Here is an 18,523-nt window from a genome sequence, read left to right on the forward strand (position 1 = left end):
AGAAGGTACGACGCGGACCGTTAAAACGGCGACGCCGCCTCACGGGGAGGCGGCGTGCCGTTCATGGGGCAGGGCGATCAGAGCTCGATGTCTTCGGCGCCCGGGGTGGCGGTGGGGAAGTCCGCTTCCGGCTGCGCCGGCTTGAACGGATCCGACGGCTGGCTGGCCAGCGCCTTCAGCGCCGCGGCGACGCCGGCGCCGTAGGCCGGGTCGGCCTTGCTGCAGTTGTCGATGTGGCGCTGCTTGATGAAGTCCGGCGCATCGCCCAGGGCACGGGCGGTGTTGGCGAACAGGCGGTCCTTCTGTGCCTGGTTGTAGCTGCGGAACAGCGCACCGGGCTGGCTGAAGTAGTCGGCGTCGTCCTCGCGGAAGTTCCAGAAGTCGGCGTCGCCGCGGATCTTCATCGGCGGTTCGCGGTACTGCGGCTGCTCCTGCCACTGGCCGTAGCTGTTCGGCTCGTAGTGCGGCAGGCCGCCGTAGTTGCCGTCCACGCGCATCGCACCGTCGCGGTGGTTGCTGTGCACCGGGCAGCGCGCTGCGTTCACCGGAATCTGGTGGTGGTTCACGCCCAGGCGGTAGCGCTGCGCATCGGAATAGGCGAACAGGCGAGCCTGCAGCATCTTGTCCGGCGACGGGCCGATGCCCGGCACCAGGTTGCTCGGTGCGAACGCCGACTGCTCCACGTCCTGGTACCAGTTGACCGGGTTGCGGTTCAGTTCGAACTGGCCCACTTCGATCAGCGGGTAGTCGCTCTTCGGCCACACCTTGGTCAGGTCGAACGGATGCACGCGGTAGGTTTCCGCATCCAGCTCCGGCATGACCTGGATGAACAGCTTCCACTTCGGGAAGTCGCCCTTCTCGATCGCGGCGAACAGGTCGCGGCCGTGGCTTTCGCGGTCATGGCCGACCAGGATCTGCGCCTGCGCGTCGGTCAGCGATTCGATGCCCTGCTGGCTGACGAAGTGGAACTTCACCCAGAAACGTTCGCTGTCGGCGTTGGTGAAGCTGTAGGTGTGCGAGCCGAAACCGTGCATGTGGCGGAAGCTGCGCGGAATGCCGCGGTCGCTCATCACCACGGTCACCTGGAGCAGCGCTTCGGGCAGCAGCGTCCAGAAGTCCCAGTTGTTGCGCGCGCTGCGCAGGTTGGTGTGCGGGTCGCGCTTGACCGCCTTGTTGAGGTCGGCGAACTTGCGCGGGTCGCGCAGGAAGAACACCGGGGTGTTGTTGCCGACCAGGTCCCAGTTGCCTTCTTCGGTGTAGAACTTCAGTGCGAAACCGCGGATGTCGCGCTCGGCGTCGGCGGCGCCACGCTCGCCGGCCACCGTGGTGAAGCGGGCGAACATCTCGGTCTGCTTGCCGACCTTCTCGAACAGCTTGGCGCGGGTGTACCTGCTGATGTCGTGGGTGACGGTGAAGGTACCGAACGCGCCCGAGCCCTTGGCGTGCATGCGGCGCTCGGGAATGATCTCGCGATTGAGGTTGGCCAGCTTTTCCAGCAGCCAGACGTCTTCCATCAGCAGCGGGCCGCGCGGGCCGGCGGTCTTGCTGTTCTGGTTGTCCACCACCGGCGCGCCGAAGGCCGTGGTCATCGGCGTGACCGGATCGTCGCCGTGCTTCTGCTTCGGCGTGGTGCTCAGCTCGCGCTGCTGCTCGGCGCCTTCCGCAGGCGACGGCGCGGTGTGGTACGGGCATTTGGCACTGTTGTTATCGGACTGGCTCATGGCTGGCTCCTGCGGGTGAAGACGGGGTGGAACATCTTCACTCGACTTTAGCTAGGGCCAGATGAAATGAATAATCGAATGATCCATTCATGATGATAGATTCTGTCAATTGAAACTCAGAATCGGATTTGCAGAACCTTTCGATGGGCCTCCCGCAAGGTAGGCGGGAGGCCTTGGGCGTGCGCTGCGGTTACAGCAGCGCCTTCAACCGGTACAGGGCTTCCAGCGCCTGCTTCGGGGTCAGCTCGTCCGGGTCGATGGCGGCCAGCGCTTCCTGGGCCTTGTTCGACGGTGCTGCGAACAGCCCGAACTGCTGTGGCGCATCCAGCGCCTGCGGCGCCAGTTCGGCGGCATGGCTTTCACCGCCACGTTGCTCCAGCTCGGCCAGGCGACGACGCGCCTGCGCCACGGTGGCGCGCGGCAGGCCGGCCAGTGCGGCCACCTGCAGGCCGAAGCTGCGGTTGGCGGGGCCGTCCTTCACTGCGTGCATGAACACCAGCGCTTCGCCGTGCTCGACCGCATCCAGGTGCACGTTGGCGATGCCGCTGCGGCCGCCCTCGTGCTGCTCGTCGGCCAGCGCGGTCAGCTCGAAGTAATGGGTGGCGAACAGCGTGTAGCAGCGGTTCTGGTAGGCGAGATGGCGGGCCACCGCATCGGCCAGCGCCAGGCCATCGTAGGTGGAGGTGCCGCGTCCGATCTCGTCCATCAGCACCAGCGAATGCGCGGTGGCGTGGTGCAGGATGTAGCTGGTCTCGGCCATCTCGACCATGAAGGTCGACTGCCCACGGGCGAGGTCATCGCCGGCGCCGATGCGGGTGAGGATGCGGTCGATCGGCCCGATCAGCGCACGGCTGGCCGGCACGAAGCTGCCGATGTGGGCCAGCAGCACGATCAGCGCGTTCTGCCGCATGTAGGTTGATTTACCGCCCATGTTCGGGCCGGTGATGACCAGCATGCGACGGTCCGGATGCAGGTCCAGGTCGTTCGGTTCGAACGGCTGCTCGCGCACCGCCTCGACCACCGGATGGCGGCCCCGCTCGATCTTCAGGCACGGCTCGGCCTGCAGCTCCGGGCGCGCCCAGTCCAGCGCCTGCGCGCGTTCGGCGAAGGCCGCCAGCACATCCAGTTCGCTCAGTGCGGCGGCGCACTGCTTCAGCGGCTCCAGCTGCCCGCCAAGGGTATCCAGCAGCTGCTCGTACAGGTACTTCTCGCGCGACAGCGAGCGGTCGCGCGCGGACAGCACCTTGTCCTCGAACGCCTTCAGTTCTTCGGTGATGTAGCGCTCGGCATTGGTCAGCGTCTGGCGGCGGGTGTAGTGCACCGGTGCGCGGTCGGACTGGCCCTTGCTGATTTCGATGTAGTAACCGTGCACGCGGTTGTAGCCCACCTTCAGGGTGGGAATGCCGCTGCTCTCGCGCTCGCGCAGTTCCAGGTCGACCAGGAACTGGTCGGCATGGGTGGACAGGCGGCGCAGCTCGTCCAGCTCTTCATCGAAGCCGTCGGCCAGCACGCCGCCATCGCTCAGCTTCAGCGGCGGCATTTCGGCGATGGCGCTGGCCAGCAGCTGCGCGCACTCATCGTGTTCGCCCAGCGCGGCATGCAGGGCCTGCAGGCGCGGCGAATCCAGCGGCGCCAGCACGTCGCGCACCGCCGGCAGCAGGCCCAGGCCATCGCGCAGGGTGGAGAAATCGCGTGGTCGCGCCGAACGCAGCGCGACACGGGTGAGGATGCGTTCCAGGTCACCGAGGCGGCGGAACTGCTCGCGGATATCGGCGTCGCTGCCACGGTCGATCAGGGTTTCCACCGCATGGTGGCGTTGTACCAGCACCTCGCGCAGGCGCAACGGGCGGTGCAGCCAGCGCCGCAGCAGGCGCCCGCCCATCGGCGTCACCGTGCTGTCGAGCACGCCCAGCAGGGTATTGCGGGTATCGCCGTCGACGCGCGTATCCAGTTCCAGGTGGCGGCGGGTGGCCGCGTTCATCGCGATCGCTTCGCCTGCGGTTTCCATCGCGATCGAGGTCAGGTGCGGCAGGCGCTGCTTCTGGGTTTCCTCGACGTAGCCGAGCAGGGCACCGGCGGCAGCGGTCGCGCGCGGCTTGTCGTCGATGCCGAAGCCGCTCAGGTCATGCAGCTTGAAGAAGCTCAGCAGCTGGCGGCGGCCGCTGTCGGCGTCGAACAGCCACGGCGCACGGCGGCGCACGCCGGTGCGCTGGCGCAGGAACTCCGGCCAGTTCTCTTCGTCGGGCACCAGCAGCTCGGCCGGTTCCAGTCGGGCCAGCTCGGCTTCCAGCGCGTCGTCAGTCTCGACTTCGTTGACCAGGAAGCGGCCACCGGCCAGGTCGGCCCAGGCCAGGCCGTAGCCCTGCTTCGTGCGCGACAGGGCCATCAGCAGGGTGTCGCGGCGCTCGTCCAGCAACGCTTCGTCGGTGACGGTGCCGGGGGTGACGATGCGCACCACCTTGCGTTCGACCAGGCCCTTGGCCAGCGCCGGGTCACCGATCTGTTCGCAGATCGCCACCGATTCGCCCAGCGCCACCAGCCGTGCCAGATAGCCTTCATAGGCGTGCACCGGCACGCCGGCCATCGGAATCGGCGCGCCGCCGGAGCTGCCGCGCTGGGTCAGGGTGATGTCGAGCAGGCGCGCGGCCTTGCGCGCATCGTCGTAGAACAGCTCGTAGAAGTCGCCCATGCGGAAGAACAGCAGCAGGTCCGGATAGTCGGACTTGGCTGCGAAGAACTGCTTCATCAGCGGGGTGTGTTCGGCGGACTTGTCTTTGGACATGGGACTCGTGGATCTGGGCGTCCGGCCGCGCCGGAGGGCGGCGGCAGCGGAGCGGGTACTGGGCTGTCAATGGTAACTGCTGGGGCGCAGGGCTGCCGCCACCGATGGCAGACCGGTACGGCACAGCAGCGGGGTCAGGCCGGGATCAGGGTGATCTGCCGGTGGCCGCGGAAGATCTCCATGACGATCTCGAAGTAGGTCGGGGCTTCGCCCTGTTGCAGGGCCTGCAGCTGGCGGGCAATGGCCTGTGTATTGAAGCTGCCCGGTGTGTCCAGCTTGGCCTGCAGCCACTGGCGGGTGGTCTCCACGCCCAGGGCCGTGCGGCTGTGGGCGATGTCGCGCCAGATCAGCGTGGCCTGGGCCCGGCCGGCCAACGCGCCATAGCCGCCATGCAGCAGGTCGTCCAGCGCGTCCAGGCTGGGTCCGAGCTGCCATGTTTCGCCGGCCATGAACACGCGGTTGATCTCCGCGTACAGGCTGGTGATGTCATTGATGGCGGCGCCTTCAATCTGTAGGAGAACGGTCATGCGCCGACTGTAGCGTCAGCAGGCGAAAGCCGGCGTGCTGAACGACCAGGGTTCGCGCCATGGCCCGAGCGCGCATGCTTCCCGGGCGTTTGCGGTGTGATACCGCGCAGCCGACTGAATTTGCAATCTTCCCTATAGAAGTTCCTGTAGCGGCCGATACCCTTTGCGCCTTTCTGCGCTTCGCGCGGCGGCGTGCTCTCGCGTGTGCGACGGCAGACCCGAATCAAGCCGGCACGTCGATGCCTTGTCCTTTTCCGGACAGAGCGCCCGACGGCCTGCATCAATATCAGGAAAAGACTGTGCGGTCAGGGAAGAAGCAGGCACGACAGGTGTGCCGTGGTGGTGGGTGGGTGGTGTTGCTTGGCATGACCTTCAGTGTGGCCGCCCAGCAGGCCGGTGATCCAGCCGCGCAGGAACTGCTGCGGCAACAGGAACGCGAACGCGTGCTGCGCGAGCAGCAGGAGCAACGCCCTGACGTCCGCCTGGAGCGGGATGCGCCGAAGGACGGCGAGCACCTGCCGGCGCGGGAGCAGCCCTGCGTGCGCATTGACCGCATCGTGCTGGAAGGCGACGACAGCCAGCGCTTCGGCTGGGCACTGGCCGCGGCCGACCCGGTGGATGATCCGGCCACCGGCCGTTGCCTGGGGACCGAAGGCATCAACGTGGTGATGAAACGCGTGCAGAACGCGATCATCGCCCGTGGCTATGTCACCACGCGGGTGCTGTCGGCACCGCAGGACCTCAACCAGGGCACGCTGACGCTGTCGGTGGTGCCGGGCCGGTTCCGCGAGGCCGTGTTCTCCGATCTGCAGGGCCGGCCTCCGGCCATTGCCAATGCGCTGCCGATCCGCAGCGGCGGCCTGCTCAACCTGCGTGACATCGAGCAGGGGCTGGAGAACCTGCAGCGCGTGCCCACGGTCAGCGCCGACATCAAGATCGCGCCGGCCGGCGGTGAGGGTGCGGCGCCGGGCCAGAGCGACCTGCAGATCGACTGGAAGCAGCGCTCACCGGTACGCGCCAGCGTCACCCTGGACGATGCCGGCAGCCGCGGAACCGGCAAGCTGCAAGCCAACGCGACGCTGTCGCTGGACAATCCGCTGGGCCTGAACGAGCTGTTCTACGTCAGCGCCGGCCGTGGCGTGTTCAATGGCCGGGGAAAGGACACCAACAGCTGGACCGCGCACTACGACGTGCCCTACGGCTACTGGCTGTTCGGCGCCACCGCCAGCGCCTACGACTACAGCCAGAACGTGGTGGGCGCGTACGAAAGCTATGACTACAGCGGCCGCAGCGGCAACGCCGAGGCACGCGTGGATCGCCTGCTGCTGCGCAACGCCAAGACCAAGCTGGGCATCTACGGCCGCGGTTGGCAGCGCACGTCGAAGAACTACATCGACGATACCGAGATCGAGGTGCAGCGTCGCCGTACCTCGGGCTGGGAGCTCGGCCTGACCCACAAGCAGTTCATCGGCGCGGCCACGCTTGACGCCACGCTGGCATACCGGCGCGGCACCGGCGCCTTCCACGCCCTGCGCTCGCCGGAAGAGAGGGCGCAGCAGTGGGACCCGACGCTGCCGCTGGAAGGCACCTCGCGGATGAAGCTGATCACCGCCGACGCGCAGTTCAGTGTGCCGTTCCAGCTGGGCACGCAGCGCCTGCGCTACACCGCCGCATGGCGCGCGCAGTGGAACCGCACGCCGCTCTCGCCACAGGACCGCTTCGCCATCGGTGGCCGCTATACCGTGCGCGGCTTCGATGGCGAAAGCTCGCTCAGCGGCGAGCGTGGCTGGTCGCTGCGCAATGATCTGTCGCTGGGCATCGGCGGCGGCCAGGAGTTCTACGTCGCCGCCGACTACGGCCGCATCGGCGGGCCTTCGGCGCAATGGCAATCCGGCCGGGAACTGGCCGGCATGGCGTTGGGCCTGCGCGGCGGCTGGCAGCAGCTTTCCTGGGATGGCTTCGTGGGCTCGGCCCTGCACAAGCCCTCCAACTTCCCGACTGACTACACCACCTTCGGCTTCAGCCTGGCGTGGCGCTACTGATCTGGCACAAGGATTCGTGAAATGAACAGCATCTATCGCTTGGTTTTCAACCGCGCGCTGCGCGTGTGGCAGGTCGCTTCGGAACTGGTGAAAGGCGGTGGCGGCCTGGTCGGCCAGATCGCCGGCCGGCAGACTGCAGCCCTGTCGCCGCTCGGCTTCGCGCTGATGTGCGCGTTGGGGTGGGTCAGTCTGGCGCCCGTGGCTGCAGCGCAATCGGTTGGCCACATCGCGTCCGACCCCAATGCGCCCGGTCGTGAGCGTCCCACCGTGGTCACCGCGCCGAACGGTGTACCGATGGTCAACATCACCACGCCGTCGGCCGGTGGTGTTTCGCGCAACCGTTACTCGCAGTTCGATGTCGGCCGCGAGGGCGTGATCCTCAACAATGCGCGTGGCCAGGTGCAGACGCAGCTAGGCGGCTGGGTGCAGGGCAACCCGTGGCTGGCCACCGGCAGTGCACGGGTCATCCTCAATGAAGTGAATGGTCCGGCCAGCCGGCTCAACGGCTATGTGGAAGTGGCTGGGCAGCGTGCAGAAGTGATCATCGCCAATCCGGCCGGCATCCAGGTCAACGGTGGCGGGTTCCTCAATGCCAGCCGCGTCACGCTCACCACCGGCACCCCGGTGTTCAGCGGCAGCGGTTCGCTGGAAGGTTATCGGGTCAGTGGTGGGGCAATCGAGGTCAACGGCGATGGCCTTGATGCCAGCCGCGCCGACTACACCGACCTGATCACCCGATCGCTGAAGGTCAACGCCGGCATCTGGGCCAACCAGCTCCAGGCGACCCTCGGCAACAACGTGGTCAGCGCCGATCACAGCCAGGTCAACGCTGCGGCGGCCAGCGGCGAAGCGCCGACCTTCGCGCTGGACGTGGGCGCGCTGGGCGGCATGTTCGCCAACAAGATCTGGCTGGTTGGCAATGAACACGGCGTGGGCGTGCGCAATGCTGGCAGCATCGGTGCCCAGGCCGGCGAACTCGTGGTCACGGTGGACGGCCGGCTGGAGAACACCGGCGCGCTGCAGTCACTGCAGAACGTGCGCGTGCAGGCGAGCGGCGATCTGGCCAATGCTGGCACCATCGCCGCCACGCATGAAGCTGCGATCACCTCCGGCGGCACGCTGGACAACAGTGGCGGCAAGCTCAATGCACAGCGCCTGCAGCTGCAGGCACAGGCCCTGCGCAACCGTGGCGGTGCCATCGAGCAGACCGGCGTGCAGGCGTTGAGCCTCAACGCGGGCAGCGTGAGCAATCGCAGCGAAGGCCTGATCGGTGCGCTGGATGCGGTGGCGTCGGGCGGCTCCGGCGGTACCCCCAGTGGCACCTCGCCGGGAAGCGGCGGAACGCCAGGTACCGGTGCGCCCGGTACGGGTACTCCGGGTACACCGGGTACCGGCACTGGCGGCGGTAAGCCGGTGACGCCGGCTGTTCCGTTGGCAGCCGGTGTGCTGGACATCGCCGGCACGCTCGATAACGACGGCGGCAGCATCAGCAACGGCGGTCGTGTTTCGCTGGTTGCGGGCAATGGTCTGGACAACAGCGGAGGCCGCCTTGGTGTGGCCTCGCTGCGCGCCACGGGCGATCTGAACAACGCTGGCGGCACACTGCAGGTGCACGGTGACGCTGCGCTGCAGCTGGGCACGCTGTCCAACCAGAAGGGCGCGCTGAGTGTGGCCGGAGCGCTGCAGCTGCAGACACTGTCGCTGGACAACCGGGCAGGCGAGCTGCGCCATGCCGGCAGTGCCGAGTCGGCATGGACAGTGCAAGGCGCGTTCAACAACGAGGGCGGCCTGCTGGCGACCAATGCCGAGCGCTTGACGCTGGGGGCAGGTCGGGTCTTCAACGCTGGTGGCCGCATCGAGCATGCCGGTAACGGCGGCCTGTTGCTGACCACGGGCGACTGGGCCGGTGCCGGCGGTCGCCTGAGCACGCTCGGTCGCCTGGACTGGACGGTGGGCAACGCGGACGTGCGCAATGGCACGCTCAGCGCAGCGCTGTTCCAGATCGCCGCCGGCACGCTGGACAACCGCGGCGGCAGCCTGCTGTCGCTGGGCAACCAGGGCAGCATGCTGCGCGCCGGTACGCTGGACAACAGTGCCGGTGGCACCGTGGCCGGCAATGGCGAGCTGCACCTGACAGCGACCACGCTGGACAACAGCAAGGGCTTGCTGCAGCAGGCCGGCAACGGCGCGTTGCGTGTACACGCCGATACGCTGCGTGGCAGCGAAGGCCGCCTGCTCAGCAACGGTGACCTGTCGCTGACCGGTGGCCAGCTCGATGTGAGTGGAGGCACCACCTCGGCGCAGAGCGTGCGGATCCAGGCCGACGGCCTGCGTAACGCCGGTGGCCAGATCGTGTCGCTGAGCAATTCCGAGTTGGCGCTGGAGGTAGGTGGCACCTTCGACAACCAGGGCGGGCAGGTGCTTGGCAATGCGGGCCTGAGCATCGATGCGGGCCGCATCGACAACCAGAAGGGCACGCTGCAGTCGGCCGGTAGCCAGGGCGCGACACTGACCGTGCGCGACGAACTGGACAACAGCGCTGGTGCGATCTCTGGCAACGGCCAGTTGCAGCTGCACGTCGGCAGCTTGCTCAACCAGGGCGGCAAGGTGCTTGCGGCGGGTAACAGCCTGTTGCAGGTGCAGGCCCGCGAATTGCTGGACAACAGCAACGGTGGCCGACTGGCCGGCACGGGCGACGTGCTGCTGCAGGCGGCGCGGCTGGACAACCGTAGCGGTGCAATCGAGCACGCAGGTAGCGGCTCGCTGCAGATCCGTGCCGACGCGCTGCAGGGCGCGGCGGGCCGGATTCTCAGCCAGTCGGCGCTGATGCTTGAGGGGGGCGAGCTGGTACTGGGTGCCGGCAGCACCACCCAGGCCGAGCGCATCGCGATCAATGCCGAACGCCTGGACAACGCCGGCGGCAACCTCAGCGCCACCGGCAGCGATGCACTGCAGTTGCACGTGGCACAGACCGTGGACAACAGCGGCGGCACGATCGCAGGCAACGGCGCCCTGGATGTGCAGGCCGGTGAACTGCTCAACCGCAAGGGTACGCTGAGTGCTGCCGGTGCAGCCGACAGCACGGTGCAGGTCGACGGTACGCTGGACAACCATGAAGGCACTATCGCCAGCAATGCCAACCGGCTGACCCTCACTGCCGCACAGCTGGATAATAGCGCCGGTGCCATCCGCCAGGCCGGCAACCAGGGCCTGGATATCACCACGGCCCGCCTGGATGGCAGCAAGGGCACGCTGGTCTCTGCGGCTACGCTGACCCTGCGCGCGGATGAGATGGACCATCGCGACGCAACGCTGGGGGCGGATCGCTTCGACCTCGAGGCCGGAACGCTGGACAACGCCGGCGGCCGCATCATCGCCAGTGGCGAGGATGCCAGCCGCATCCATGCCACCACGCTGGGCAATGCCGGCGGTACGCTGGCCAGCAATGGTGACCTGACGCTGCAGGCGCAGACGCTGGACAACAGCGCAGGCAAGATCCAGCACGCCGGCAGCGGCCAGTTGCAGGTGCTCGCACAGACCCTGCTGGGGTCGGGTGGCAGCGTGCTCAGCAATGGCACGTTGGTACTGGAGGGCAAAACGCTTGACCTGTCGAAGGCGACCACCTCGGCGCGACGCATCGACGTCACTGCCGATAGCCTGATCACCGCCGGCGGTACGCTCACTGCCACCGGTGAAAAAGCACTGCGCCTGCGGGTGCAGGGACTGCTGGACAATCGCGGCGGCTCGCTGGCCAGCAATGGCGTGCTCGACGTTTCCGCGCGGCAGCTGATCAATGCGCAGGGCACCCTGCAGGGCGCCGGCAGCGGCCGTTCCACCCTGGCCATCGGCCAGGCACTGGACAACCAGAGCGGGCGCATCCTGCTGGGTGGCGCGGGCACGCTCAATGCCGCCAGCCTCGACAACCTCGGCGGTACCGTCCACGCCGGTGGCAGCGAGCTGGTACTGGGCATCGACGGTCGCCTCGACAATGGCAGCCAGGGGCTGCTGTCCAGCGCTGGTGCGATGACGCTGGACGCCGCGAGCCTCGACAACCGGCACGGCACGGTGGTGGCAGGCAAGGACCTGCTGCTGACCACGGTTGCAGGCGTGGACAACAGCGATGGCGCGATGCAGGCCGGCGAGCTGCTGCAGCTGCAGGCCAATGGCCTTGACAACCAGCGCGGCACGCTGCTGGGTGGCCAGCTGACCGTCGATACCCGCGGCCAGCGGCTGGACAACAGCGCAGGTACGCTGGGTACGCAGAAGGGTGCGCTGACCGTGCACAGCGGTGCGCTGGACAACCAGGGTGGCCGGGTGCAGTCGGCCGCCGATCTGCTGATCGATACCACAGGGCAAGCCATCGACAACCGCAGCACGGCCAGCAGTGGCGGCCTGTTGGCGGCGGGCAAGCTGCAGCTGGAAGGAGGCGCGCTGGACAACCGTGGTGGCACGCTGAGCGCGCAGGGCGATGCGCGGCTGCTGCTGGCCAGTGCCGACAACAGCGCCGGCGGTACGCTTGCCAGCGCGGCAGGCCTGTCGCTGCAGGCGACGACGCTGGCCAACGGCGCCGGGCGCGTGCAGGCCGGGCGCAATCTCGACCTGACCCTGAGCGGGCACCTGGACAACACTGCCGGTGCGATCGCCGCCGGCCAGTTGCTGACCCTCACCGCAGCCAGCGTGGACAACCGCAATACCCGCGGTGGCGATGGCACCCGCGGCCTGCAGGCAGGCCAGCTGCAGTTCGGAACGCAGTGGCTGGACAACAGCCAGGGACAGATCGTCACCGATGGCGGCGCGCGGTTGCAGGTCAACGGCCAGCTGCAGAACAACGGGGGTGTCATCACCACCGGCGGCAACCTCGACAGCAGCGCCGACAGTGTCGCCAACAGTGGCGGCCTGTTGCGGGCCGATGGCAGCCAGACCCTGGTGGCGCGCGCGCTCAGCGAGGACGGCCAGGTGCATGCCCAGCGCGACCTGAGCCTGACGCTGCAGCAGGGCCTGAGCAACCGCGGTGAGTGGGTGGCCAACGGCACGCTGGCCCTGCATCTGTCCGGCGACCTGGACAACCAGGGCGTACTGCGTGGCGGCAACCTCGATCTCAACGCGCAGAACATCACCAACGCCGCCAACGGCGAGATCTCCAGCGAAGGCATCACCCATCTCAATGCACGCGGCCAGCTGACCAACCGCGGCCTGATCGACGGCAAGGTGACCCACCTCGAAGCCGACGTGCTGGACAACCTCGGCACCGGCCGCATCTATGGCGACCACGTGGCGATCTCGGCCGGCGTGCTGAAGAACCATGCAGAGGATGCCAACGGCGCTACCCGCGTCGGCACCGTGGCCGCACGCGAGCGGCTGGACCTGGGTCTGCGCGAACTGCACAACACTGGCAAGGGCCTGATCTACAGCGGCGGTGATGCGGCCATTGGTGGAGCGCTGGGGGCCGACCGGATCGCCAGCGGCATTGCCGGGCGGATCGACAACATCAGCTCGGTCATCGATGTGACCGGCACCCTGTCCATCGATGCGCAGGTGGTCAACAACATCCGCGAGAACGTGGTCATCACACAGGCCACGACCGTGAATGCCCCGGTGCGCATGGACCGGCCCGCATGGTGGCGCAATGGCAAGAACGCTACCGAGAACATCCGCAGTACCAGCCATTACTCCGCGCACGAGGTGTACTACCTCAACCCGGCCGACATCCTGGAGGACACACCGCACATCACGCCGGACGGCTTCACCGTTCACCGTGCAGTGGTGCGGCTGACCGCGCAGACCAGCGCGTACTTCTTCGGGCGTGGTGGACTGTATGCCGCGCTGGGAGAGCGATCGCGCCTGAACGTGCAGGATGGCACGGTGGTGATGTACTACGTCGGCCGCCAGGACAACCAGGTCAATCCGGACCAGGTTGCCGGTGGTGCCGACGATCCGTTTGCCGAGCTGAGCACCCTGCATCCCGATTCGCCGGCATTCCGCTACGTCGATGACAAACTCACCTACTCCTCGGCGTATGGCACCTGCACGACCAATTGCGTGCAGTTGTGGACCTTCAAGGACTACGATCCCGACCGCATTCTGACCAGCCCACAGTTTGCGGGCGGCAGTTCAACCAGTGCCAACGAGCAGTATCGCCTGGCCACGCGCACCGTGACCGAAGATGTGTTGCAGCCGGGCGTCGGTGCCGATGCGGTCATCCGGTCCGGGGGCGCGATGCGCATCCGCACCGATGACCTGCGCAATCACTACGGCAGCATCGCCGCCGGCGGCGATCTGGACATTGTCGGCCTGAGCGGCGCGGCGAAGGTGGACAACCTGGCGGCCACGCTGTATCGCACGCATCAGTTCTCCAACGTCAGCCATACCTTCGGCGGTGACGTAATGACCTGGAGCACCCCGGCCATTTCCGAGGTGACCGGTAAAATTGGCGGCAGCATTGTCAGCGGCGGCTCGTTGAGCATCGACGTCGGTGACCTGAGCAACCTCAACCAGGGGCGAAACGCGCCGAACGTGCAGAACGGTTCGGCCATGGCCAACCTCAACGTGCAGGGTCCCAAGACCCTGCCGGATGGGCCGGGCCACGGCGGTGCACAGGGGCCGGGCCAGTCCACCGGCACCGGTGCCGACCGCGCGCTGGCGCAGGCGGCCGATGCCGCCGGCACCCAGCATGGCGGCAACGTCGGCGGCGTGGCCGGCAACAGCGGCACCTTTGGGCCACGCGTGGTCGCGGCCAGTGGTGGATCGCCGGACCGCATCGCGATGGGCGCACCGGACACGCGCGCGCCGAGCGCCAGCCTGTTCAACGTCAATCCCAACAGTGGCCACTACCTGGTCGAGACCGATCCGCGCTTCACCGACCACAGGACGTGGCTGAGCTCGGACCACCTGCTGGGCCAGATGGGTTACTCGCCCGATACCGTGCACAAGCGCCTGGGGGATGGCTACTACGAGCAGAAACTGGTGCGCGAGCAGATCGGCCAGCTGACCGGTCGCCGCTTCCTCGACGGCTACGCCAGCGACGAGGCGCAGTACCGCGCGCTGCTGGAGGCCGGTGCCACGGTCGCCAGCGAATGGGGCCTGCGCCCCGGCGTGGCGCTGACCGAAGCACAGATGGCACAGCTGACCAGTGACATCGTCTGGCTGGTCGAGCAGACCGTCACCCTGGCCGATGGCAGCACCACCACCGCGCTGGTGCCGCAGGTCTACCTGCGCCTGCGCCCGGGCGACCTCGACGGCAACGGTGCATTGCTGGCCGGTGCCAATGTCGATATCAATCTGGGCAATGGCCTGGTCAACACCGGCAACATCGCCGGCCGCAAGCTGGTGACCATCGATGCAGGCAACATCGAGCATCTGGGCGGCAGCATTTCCGGCCAGTACGTCGGGCTGTCGTCGGACAAGGACATCCGCGTTGTCGGTGCCGCCGTGACGGCTACCGATGCGCTGTCGGTCAAGGCGGCGGGCAATGTCACGGTGGCCTCCACGGTGGAGACACAGCGGGGCGGTGGCACCTACCAGTACGAGACCAACCGCATCGATCGGGTCGCCGGCCTGTATGTAACCAACCCCAGTGGCGACGGCATGTTGTCGGTGGTGGCTGGCGGTGACATCAGCCTGCAGGCCGCACAGCTCCGCAACGCCGGCGCCGATGGCCTTACCCAGCTGGCGGCAGGCGGCAATCTGGATGTTGGCGCGATTGCGCTGGAAGAACGCCGCGACGCCACCTTCGACGAGCGCAACCAACAGCGCAGCAGCAAGACAACGAACGCTGCCACGTCGGTACAGGGTGGTGGCGATGTAGTGCTGGCTGCTGGCAAGGACATCAATCTGGCGGCCGCGCAGATCACGGCGGGGGGAGCACTGGCGCTGCAGGCCGGTGGTGACATCAACAGCCAGTCGCTGGTGGACAGCGAGAACCGCGATTTCGCCAATGCGGGCAAGCGCAGCTCGCTGCAGGTCAGTCAGAGTGATGAAACAGTCCGTGGAAGCCAGTTGCAGGCGAGGGATGACATCGCGTTCTCCGCTGGTCGCGATGTGACGTTGATTGCGGCGGGCGTGCGAAGCGACCAAGGCGCGATCAGCATTGGCGCAGAGCGCGATGTCAATCTCCTCGCAGCACAGGAATCACATACGTGGGAGAAGGGCGCTCAGAGCAAGAAACGGGGGCTCACCTCCAGCACCCGAACCGCAACGCATGACGCCACGCAGGACGTCCTGGCAATGGGCACCACGCTCTCGGGAGAGAAAGTAATCATTGGAGCCGGCCGGGACATTACTGTTGAGGGGGCCAAGGTAGCGGCGACCGCCGACGTTCTGATGGCAGCCAAGGGCAATCTCAGCATTCTGGCTGCCGAATCAACTCATTCCGAACAACACAGCAGCGACCGCAAGAAATCTGGCCTTCTGGGAGGCATGAACGGCAGCTTCGGCGTGACGTTTGGAAGCCGTAGCAACGGAAACAGCAACTCGTTGACTGAAACGCTCGCCGAAGGAAGTCTCATTGGCAGCGCGCTAGGGAGCGTGACGCTCTCTGCCGGGCAGACCTTGCACCTGGGGGGATCGGATGTGCTGTCCAAGACGGGCATCACGATGATTGGCAAGGACGTGCTCATTGATGCTGCCGAGCAACAAACGACATACACCGACAATAGCTACTTCCGCCAGTCTGGCCTGAATGTCGCGCTGGGCGGTGCCAGCGTTGATACCGTGCAAAGCGCGAGGGCGGTCTATGCGACCGCCAAGAGAGCAGATGAAGTCGAAGATGATCGCCTGAAAGCACTTTATGCGTACAAAGCTGCTCAAGGAGCGATAGCCGTCGCCGAAGCGGTTGGCCAGCAATCGGGCAACGGCGAGGGCGGTGCCGGCTTGAATGTCAGAGTGACGGTTGGCAGCCAGCGGTCCCGCTCTGAGAGCGTGATGGAGCAGACAACGCACCGGGGCAGCCTGCTGAAGAGCGAGGGCGACGTTGTTGTTGCTGCGACCGGCGGCGACCTGACGATCGTCGGCAGCCAGATTTCCGGCCGCAATGTCGATCTGGCTGCAGCCAATGACCTGATCATCCGTAGCAGTGAAGATCGCTACTCTCAGGAGAGCCGAAACCAGTCGCTGGGCGGGGAGGTGGGCGTTGCCATCAGTGGCAGCAGTGGTGGAGGTGCCGCCATCGGTGTCTACGTGGGCGCGAACGCTGCGCGCGGCAAGGCGGACGGCGAGGGCACCCTCCACAACGAGAGCATCATCCAGGCCGGCGACAGGCTGACCTTCACCAGTGGCGGCAATACCACCTTGCAAGGCGCACAGCTCCTGGCCGACCAAGTGGTCGGACGTGTAACCGGCGATTTGACGTTGCGCAGCGAGCAGGACACAGACCGCTACAAGACCGAACAGCTGGCTGCGAAGGGCGAGGCGACCATCGGCTACGGCTTTGAGGGCAGCGCCAGCGGCAGTGCCAGCATGATCGACAGTGACTATCGCAGTGTTCGCGAGCAGACAGGAATCGCGGCGGGTAGCGGTGGATTCCAGCTGCAGGTGGGGGGCAATACCCACCTCGCTGGTGCTGTGATCGGCAGTACTGCCGATCCGTCCAAGAATCAGCTATCTACGGGCAGCCTGTCGTTCGAGGAGCTGAAGAATCGTGCCGAGTTCCTTTCTGCGTCCGTCAGTGGCGGTACAAGCGGCGGTGGCAATCTTTCGGATGGCTTCTCGTTCGATCCGTCACTGGTGCCCGGTCTGCCGACAGGGGACAGCAAGAGTTCCACAACTCGCAGTGGCTTGGCAGATGGCACAGTCGAGATCCGCAACGGTGACGATTCCGTACTAGCAGGTTTGCAGCGTGGCGTGACGGGCTTGGACAACGCCAATGGCTTTGCGCCGATCTTTGACGACAGAAAGGTGCAGGAGAGGCAGGAACTGACCCAGATGCTGGGTGCCATCGGCTTTGAAGTGATCGGCAACCTGGCCGCAAACAAGACTGCCCAGGCAAATGCAGACCTGGAAGTGGCCCGTGCCAATGGCGATGCCGAGGCCGAGGTCGATGCGCTTCGGCGGATTGAGCAGTGGGGTGAGGGCGGACGCAACAAAGTGTTGTTGCATGGCCTGACCGGCGCAGCGGTGGTGGCATTGAGCGGTGGAGATATTGGTGGCGCTGCAGCTGGCGCAGCCGGTTCCGAACTGGCCAAGGACGCGATGATCAGGTTCCTTACGGGGCAGGGAATGGATCCGCGCAGTGCTGAGTTCAACAGTTTGATTGAGTTGGCCAGTGCTGCACTGGGGGGCGTGATAGGTGGCAGTGATGGTGCAGCGGTCGCGTTGCTGGGAGATCGGTTCAATCGTCAGTTGCATCCTGATGAAGTGGTGTGGATCAACACTCACGCGGCAATATTTGCCGAACAGGAAGGAATAAGTGAAGACGAAGCTCGCCGTAGGCTGATAGTTGAGGGGGCCTCACGCGTTGATGCAAGAGTCAACAAATTGATTGGTGAGGAGAACGTGGATGACGCAGCCACAGCGTTCCTTAGCACCATGGGGGGGAAGTACGGGTTCGGCGCGACGGAGATCGAGTACAACAATTTCAATCTCTATGGGAACGAGCTACTCAAGGACGACGCGCTGTACCGGCAGGTCTTTAACTCCTTGCTCGCTGCTGGTGTCTCCAGAGATGATCTGAACTACACCTTTTTTGATCTGAATAATCTGAGAGGTACGGTTGGGCGCGGTCGTGACGGCCAAATGATGCTTGAAAGTTTCAGTGGTGATGTTGGGGCTGCAGGCAGCCTGATTGCCAGCCTATCGCGGGGAGATGGCAACGGTGCTGCAATTACCGCCGCAACATTCTTGATTCCGGTACGTATGCCTGGAGGGAAGATCGTTAGCGAAGTGGGCGTGGAGATCGCAGGGTCTGTCACGAGGGAGGCTGGGCGCCGATCGGATGAGATTTTTGCGGCTGCCGACACGGCCCTGAAACGGGGCGCCGCAGCGTCGGAGGTTCCTGCTCGATCGCTGGAGCAGCTGCTTCCCAATGGAAAAGTTCCCAGTGTTAGAAATGGAGAATTCAATCGTTGGTTCGATCAGCTTTCTTCTGCGGAATTGGAAGTCCTTTGGGAGAATAAGGGCGTTCGAGACGCTATAGAATCCCGCATACGCCAACCTGGCGGGCTGCACGAATGGTGCATGGTCTGTAGAGCCCCTGATTTCAAAAAATGGGGTGTTTCGATGGAGGAGATCAAGAGGTTCAGAACCAAAACAGAGGAGCTGAAATGGACCAATCCTGCTGATGGAAAGCTGGGTGGTCATGGTGGTAACGGTTCTGGAGCCTTCCATAATGAGCTGGGGCGGATAATTGACGAAAGTAGGTCGCTCGAAGAATTCAATTCGAGTATTATAATTCTGAGGGATCGGTGGAAGATTGATCCTAGCCTGCTTCCGCCGCTTCCAAAATCTGGAGGGATGTAG

Annotated in this window: 5 protein-coding genes; 2 read left to right on the forward strand and 3 right to left on the reverse strand. The window is 65.8% G+C overall.

From position 1 onward, the window contains the following. Positions 1-77: 77 nt before the first annotated feature. The 3 genes from CCR98_RS06175 to CCR98_RS06185 all read right to left on the reverse strand — a co-directional run bounded on the left by CCR98_RS06175 (position 78) and on the right by CCR98_RS06185 (position 5,030). Entirely contained in the window at positions 78-1,589 is a 1,512-nt protein-coding gene (locus CCR98_RS06175; RefSeq protein ID WP_198361079.1) for a catalase, read from the reverse strand. A 322-nt stretch (positions 1,590-1,911) separates the two neighbouring features. Next, on the reverse strand, positions 1,912-4,503 hold the full coding sequence (gene mutS / locus CCR98_RS06180) for a DNA mismatch repair protein MutS (RefSeq protein ID WP_087921912.1): 2,592 nt from the start codon (positions 4,501-4,503) through the stop codon (positions 1,912-1,914). Positions 4,504-4,637: 134 nt separating this feature from the next. Then, on the reverse strand, positions 4,638-5,030 hold the full coding sequence (locus tag CCR98_RS06185; RefSeq protein WP_087921913.1) for a barstar family protein: 393 nt from the start codon (positions 5,028-5,030) through the stop codon (positions 4,638-4,640). Between the two features lie 365 nt (positions 5,031-5,395). On the opposite strand from CCR98_RS06185, the gene CCR98_RS06190 reads away from it, so the two are divergent. Together CCR98_RS06190 and CCR98_RS06195 are read left to right on the forward strand one after the other, a co-directional pair. Next, positions 5,396-7,072 carry a ShlB/FhaC/HecB family hemolysin secretion/activation protein gene (locus CCR98_RS06190; RefSeq protein WP_232463092.1) on the forward strand — a complete coding sequence of 559 codons (1,677 nt, stop codon included), beginning with the start codon at positions 5,396-5,398 and terminating at the stop codon, positions 7,070-7,072. 21 nt (positions 7,073-7,093) lie between these two features. Continuing rightward, positions 7,094-18,523: a hemagglutinin repeat-containing protein gene (locus tag CCR98_RS06195; protein WP_232463093.1), complete on the forward strand. Its 11,430-nt coding sequence runs from the start codon at positions 7,094-7,096 to the stop codon at positions 18,521-18,523.

Origin of the sequence: Stenotrophomonas sp. WZN-1 (assembly GCF_002192255.1) — a bacterium.
Lineage (GTDB): Bacteria > Pseudomonadota > Gammaproteobacteria > Xanthomonadales > Xanthomonadaceae > Stenotrophomonas.

Coding starts and splice junctions, on each gene's coding strand:
- CCR98_RS06175 (WP_198361079.1), bottom strand. CDS start 1,589: ATGACCACGGCCTTCGGCGCGCCGGTGGTGGACAACCAGAACAGCAAG.
- mutS (WP_087921912.1), bottom strand. CDS start 4,503: ATGTCCAAAGACAAGTCCGCCGAACACACCCCGCTGATGAAGCAGTTC.
- CCR98_RS06185 (WP_087921913.1), bottom strand. CDS start 5,030: ATGACCGTTCTCCTACAGATTGAAGGCGCCGCCATCAATGACATCACC.
- CCR98_RS06190 (WP_232463092.1), top strand. CDS start 5,396: ATGACCTTCAGTGTGGCCGCCCAGCAGGCCGGTGATCCAGCCGCGCAG.
- CCR98_RS06195 (WP_232463093.1), top strand. CDS start 7,094: ATGAACAGCATCTATCGCTTGGTTTTCAACCGCGCGCTGCGCGTGTGG.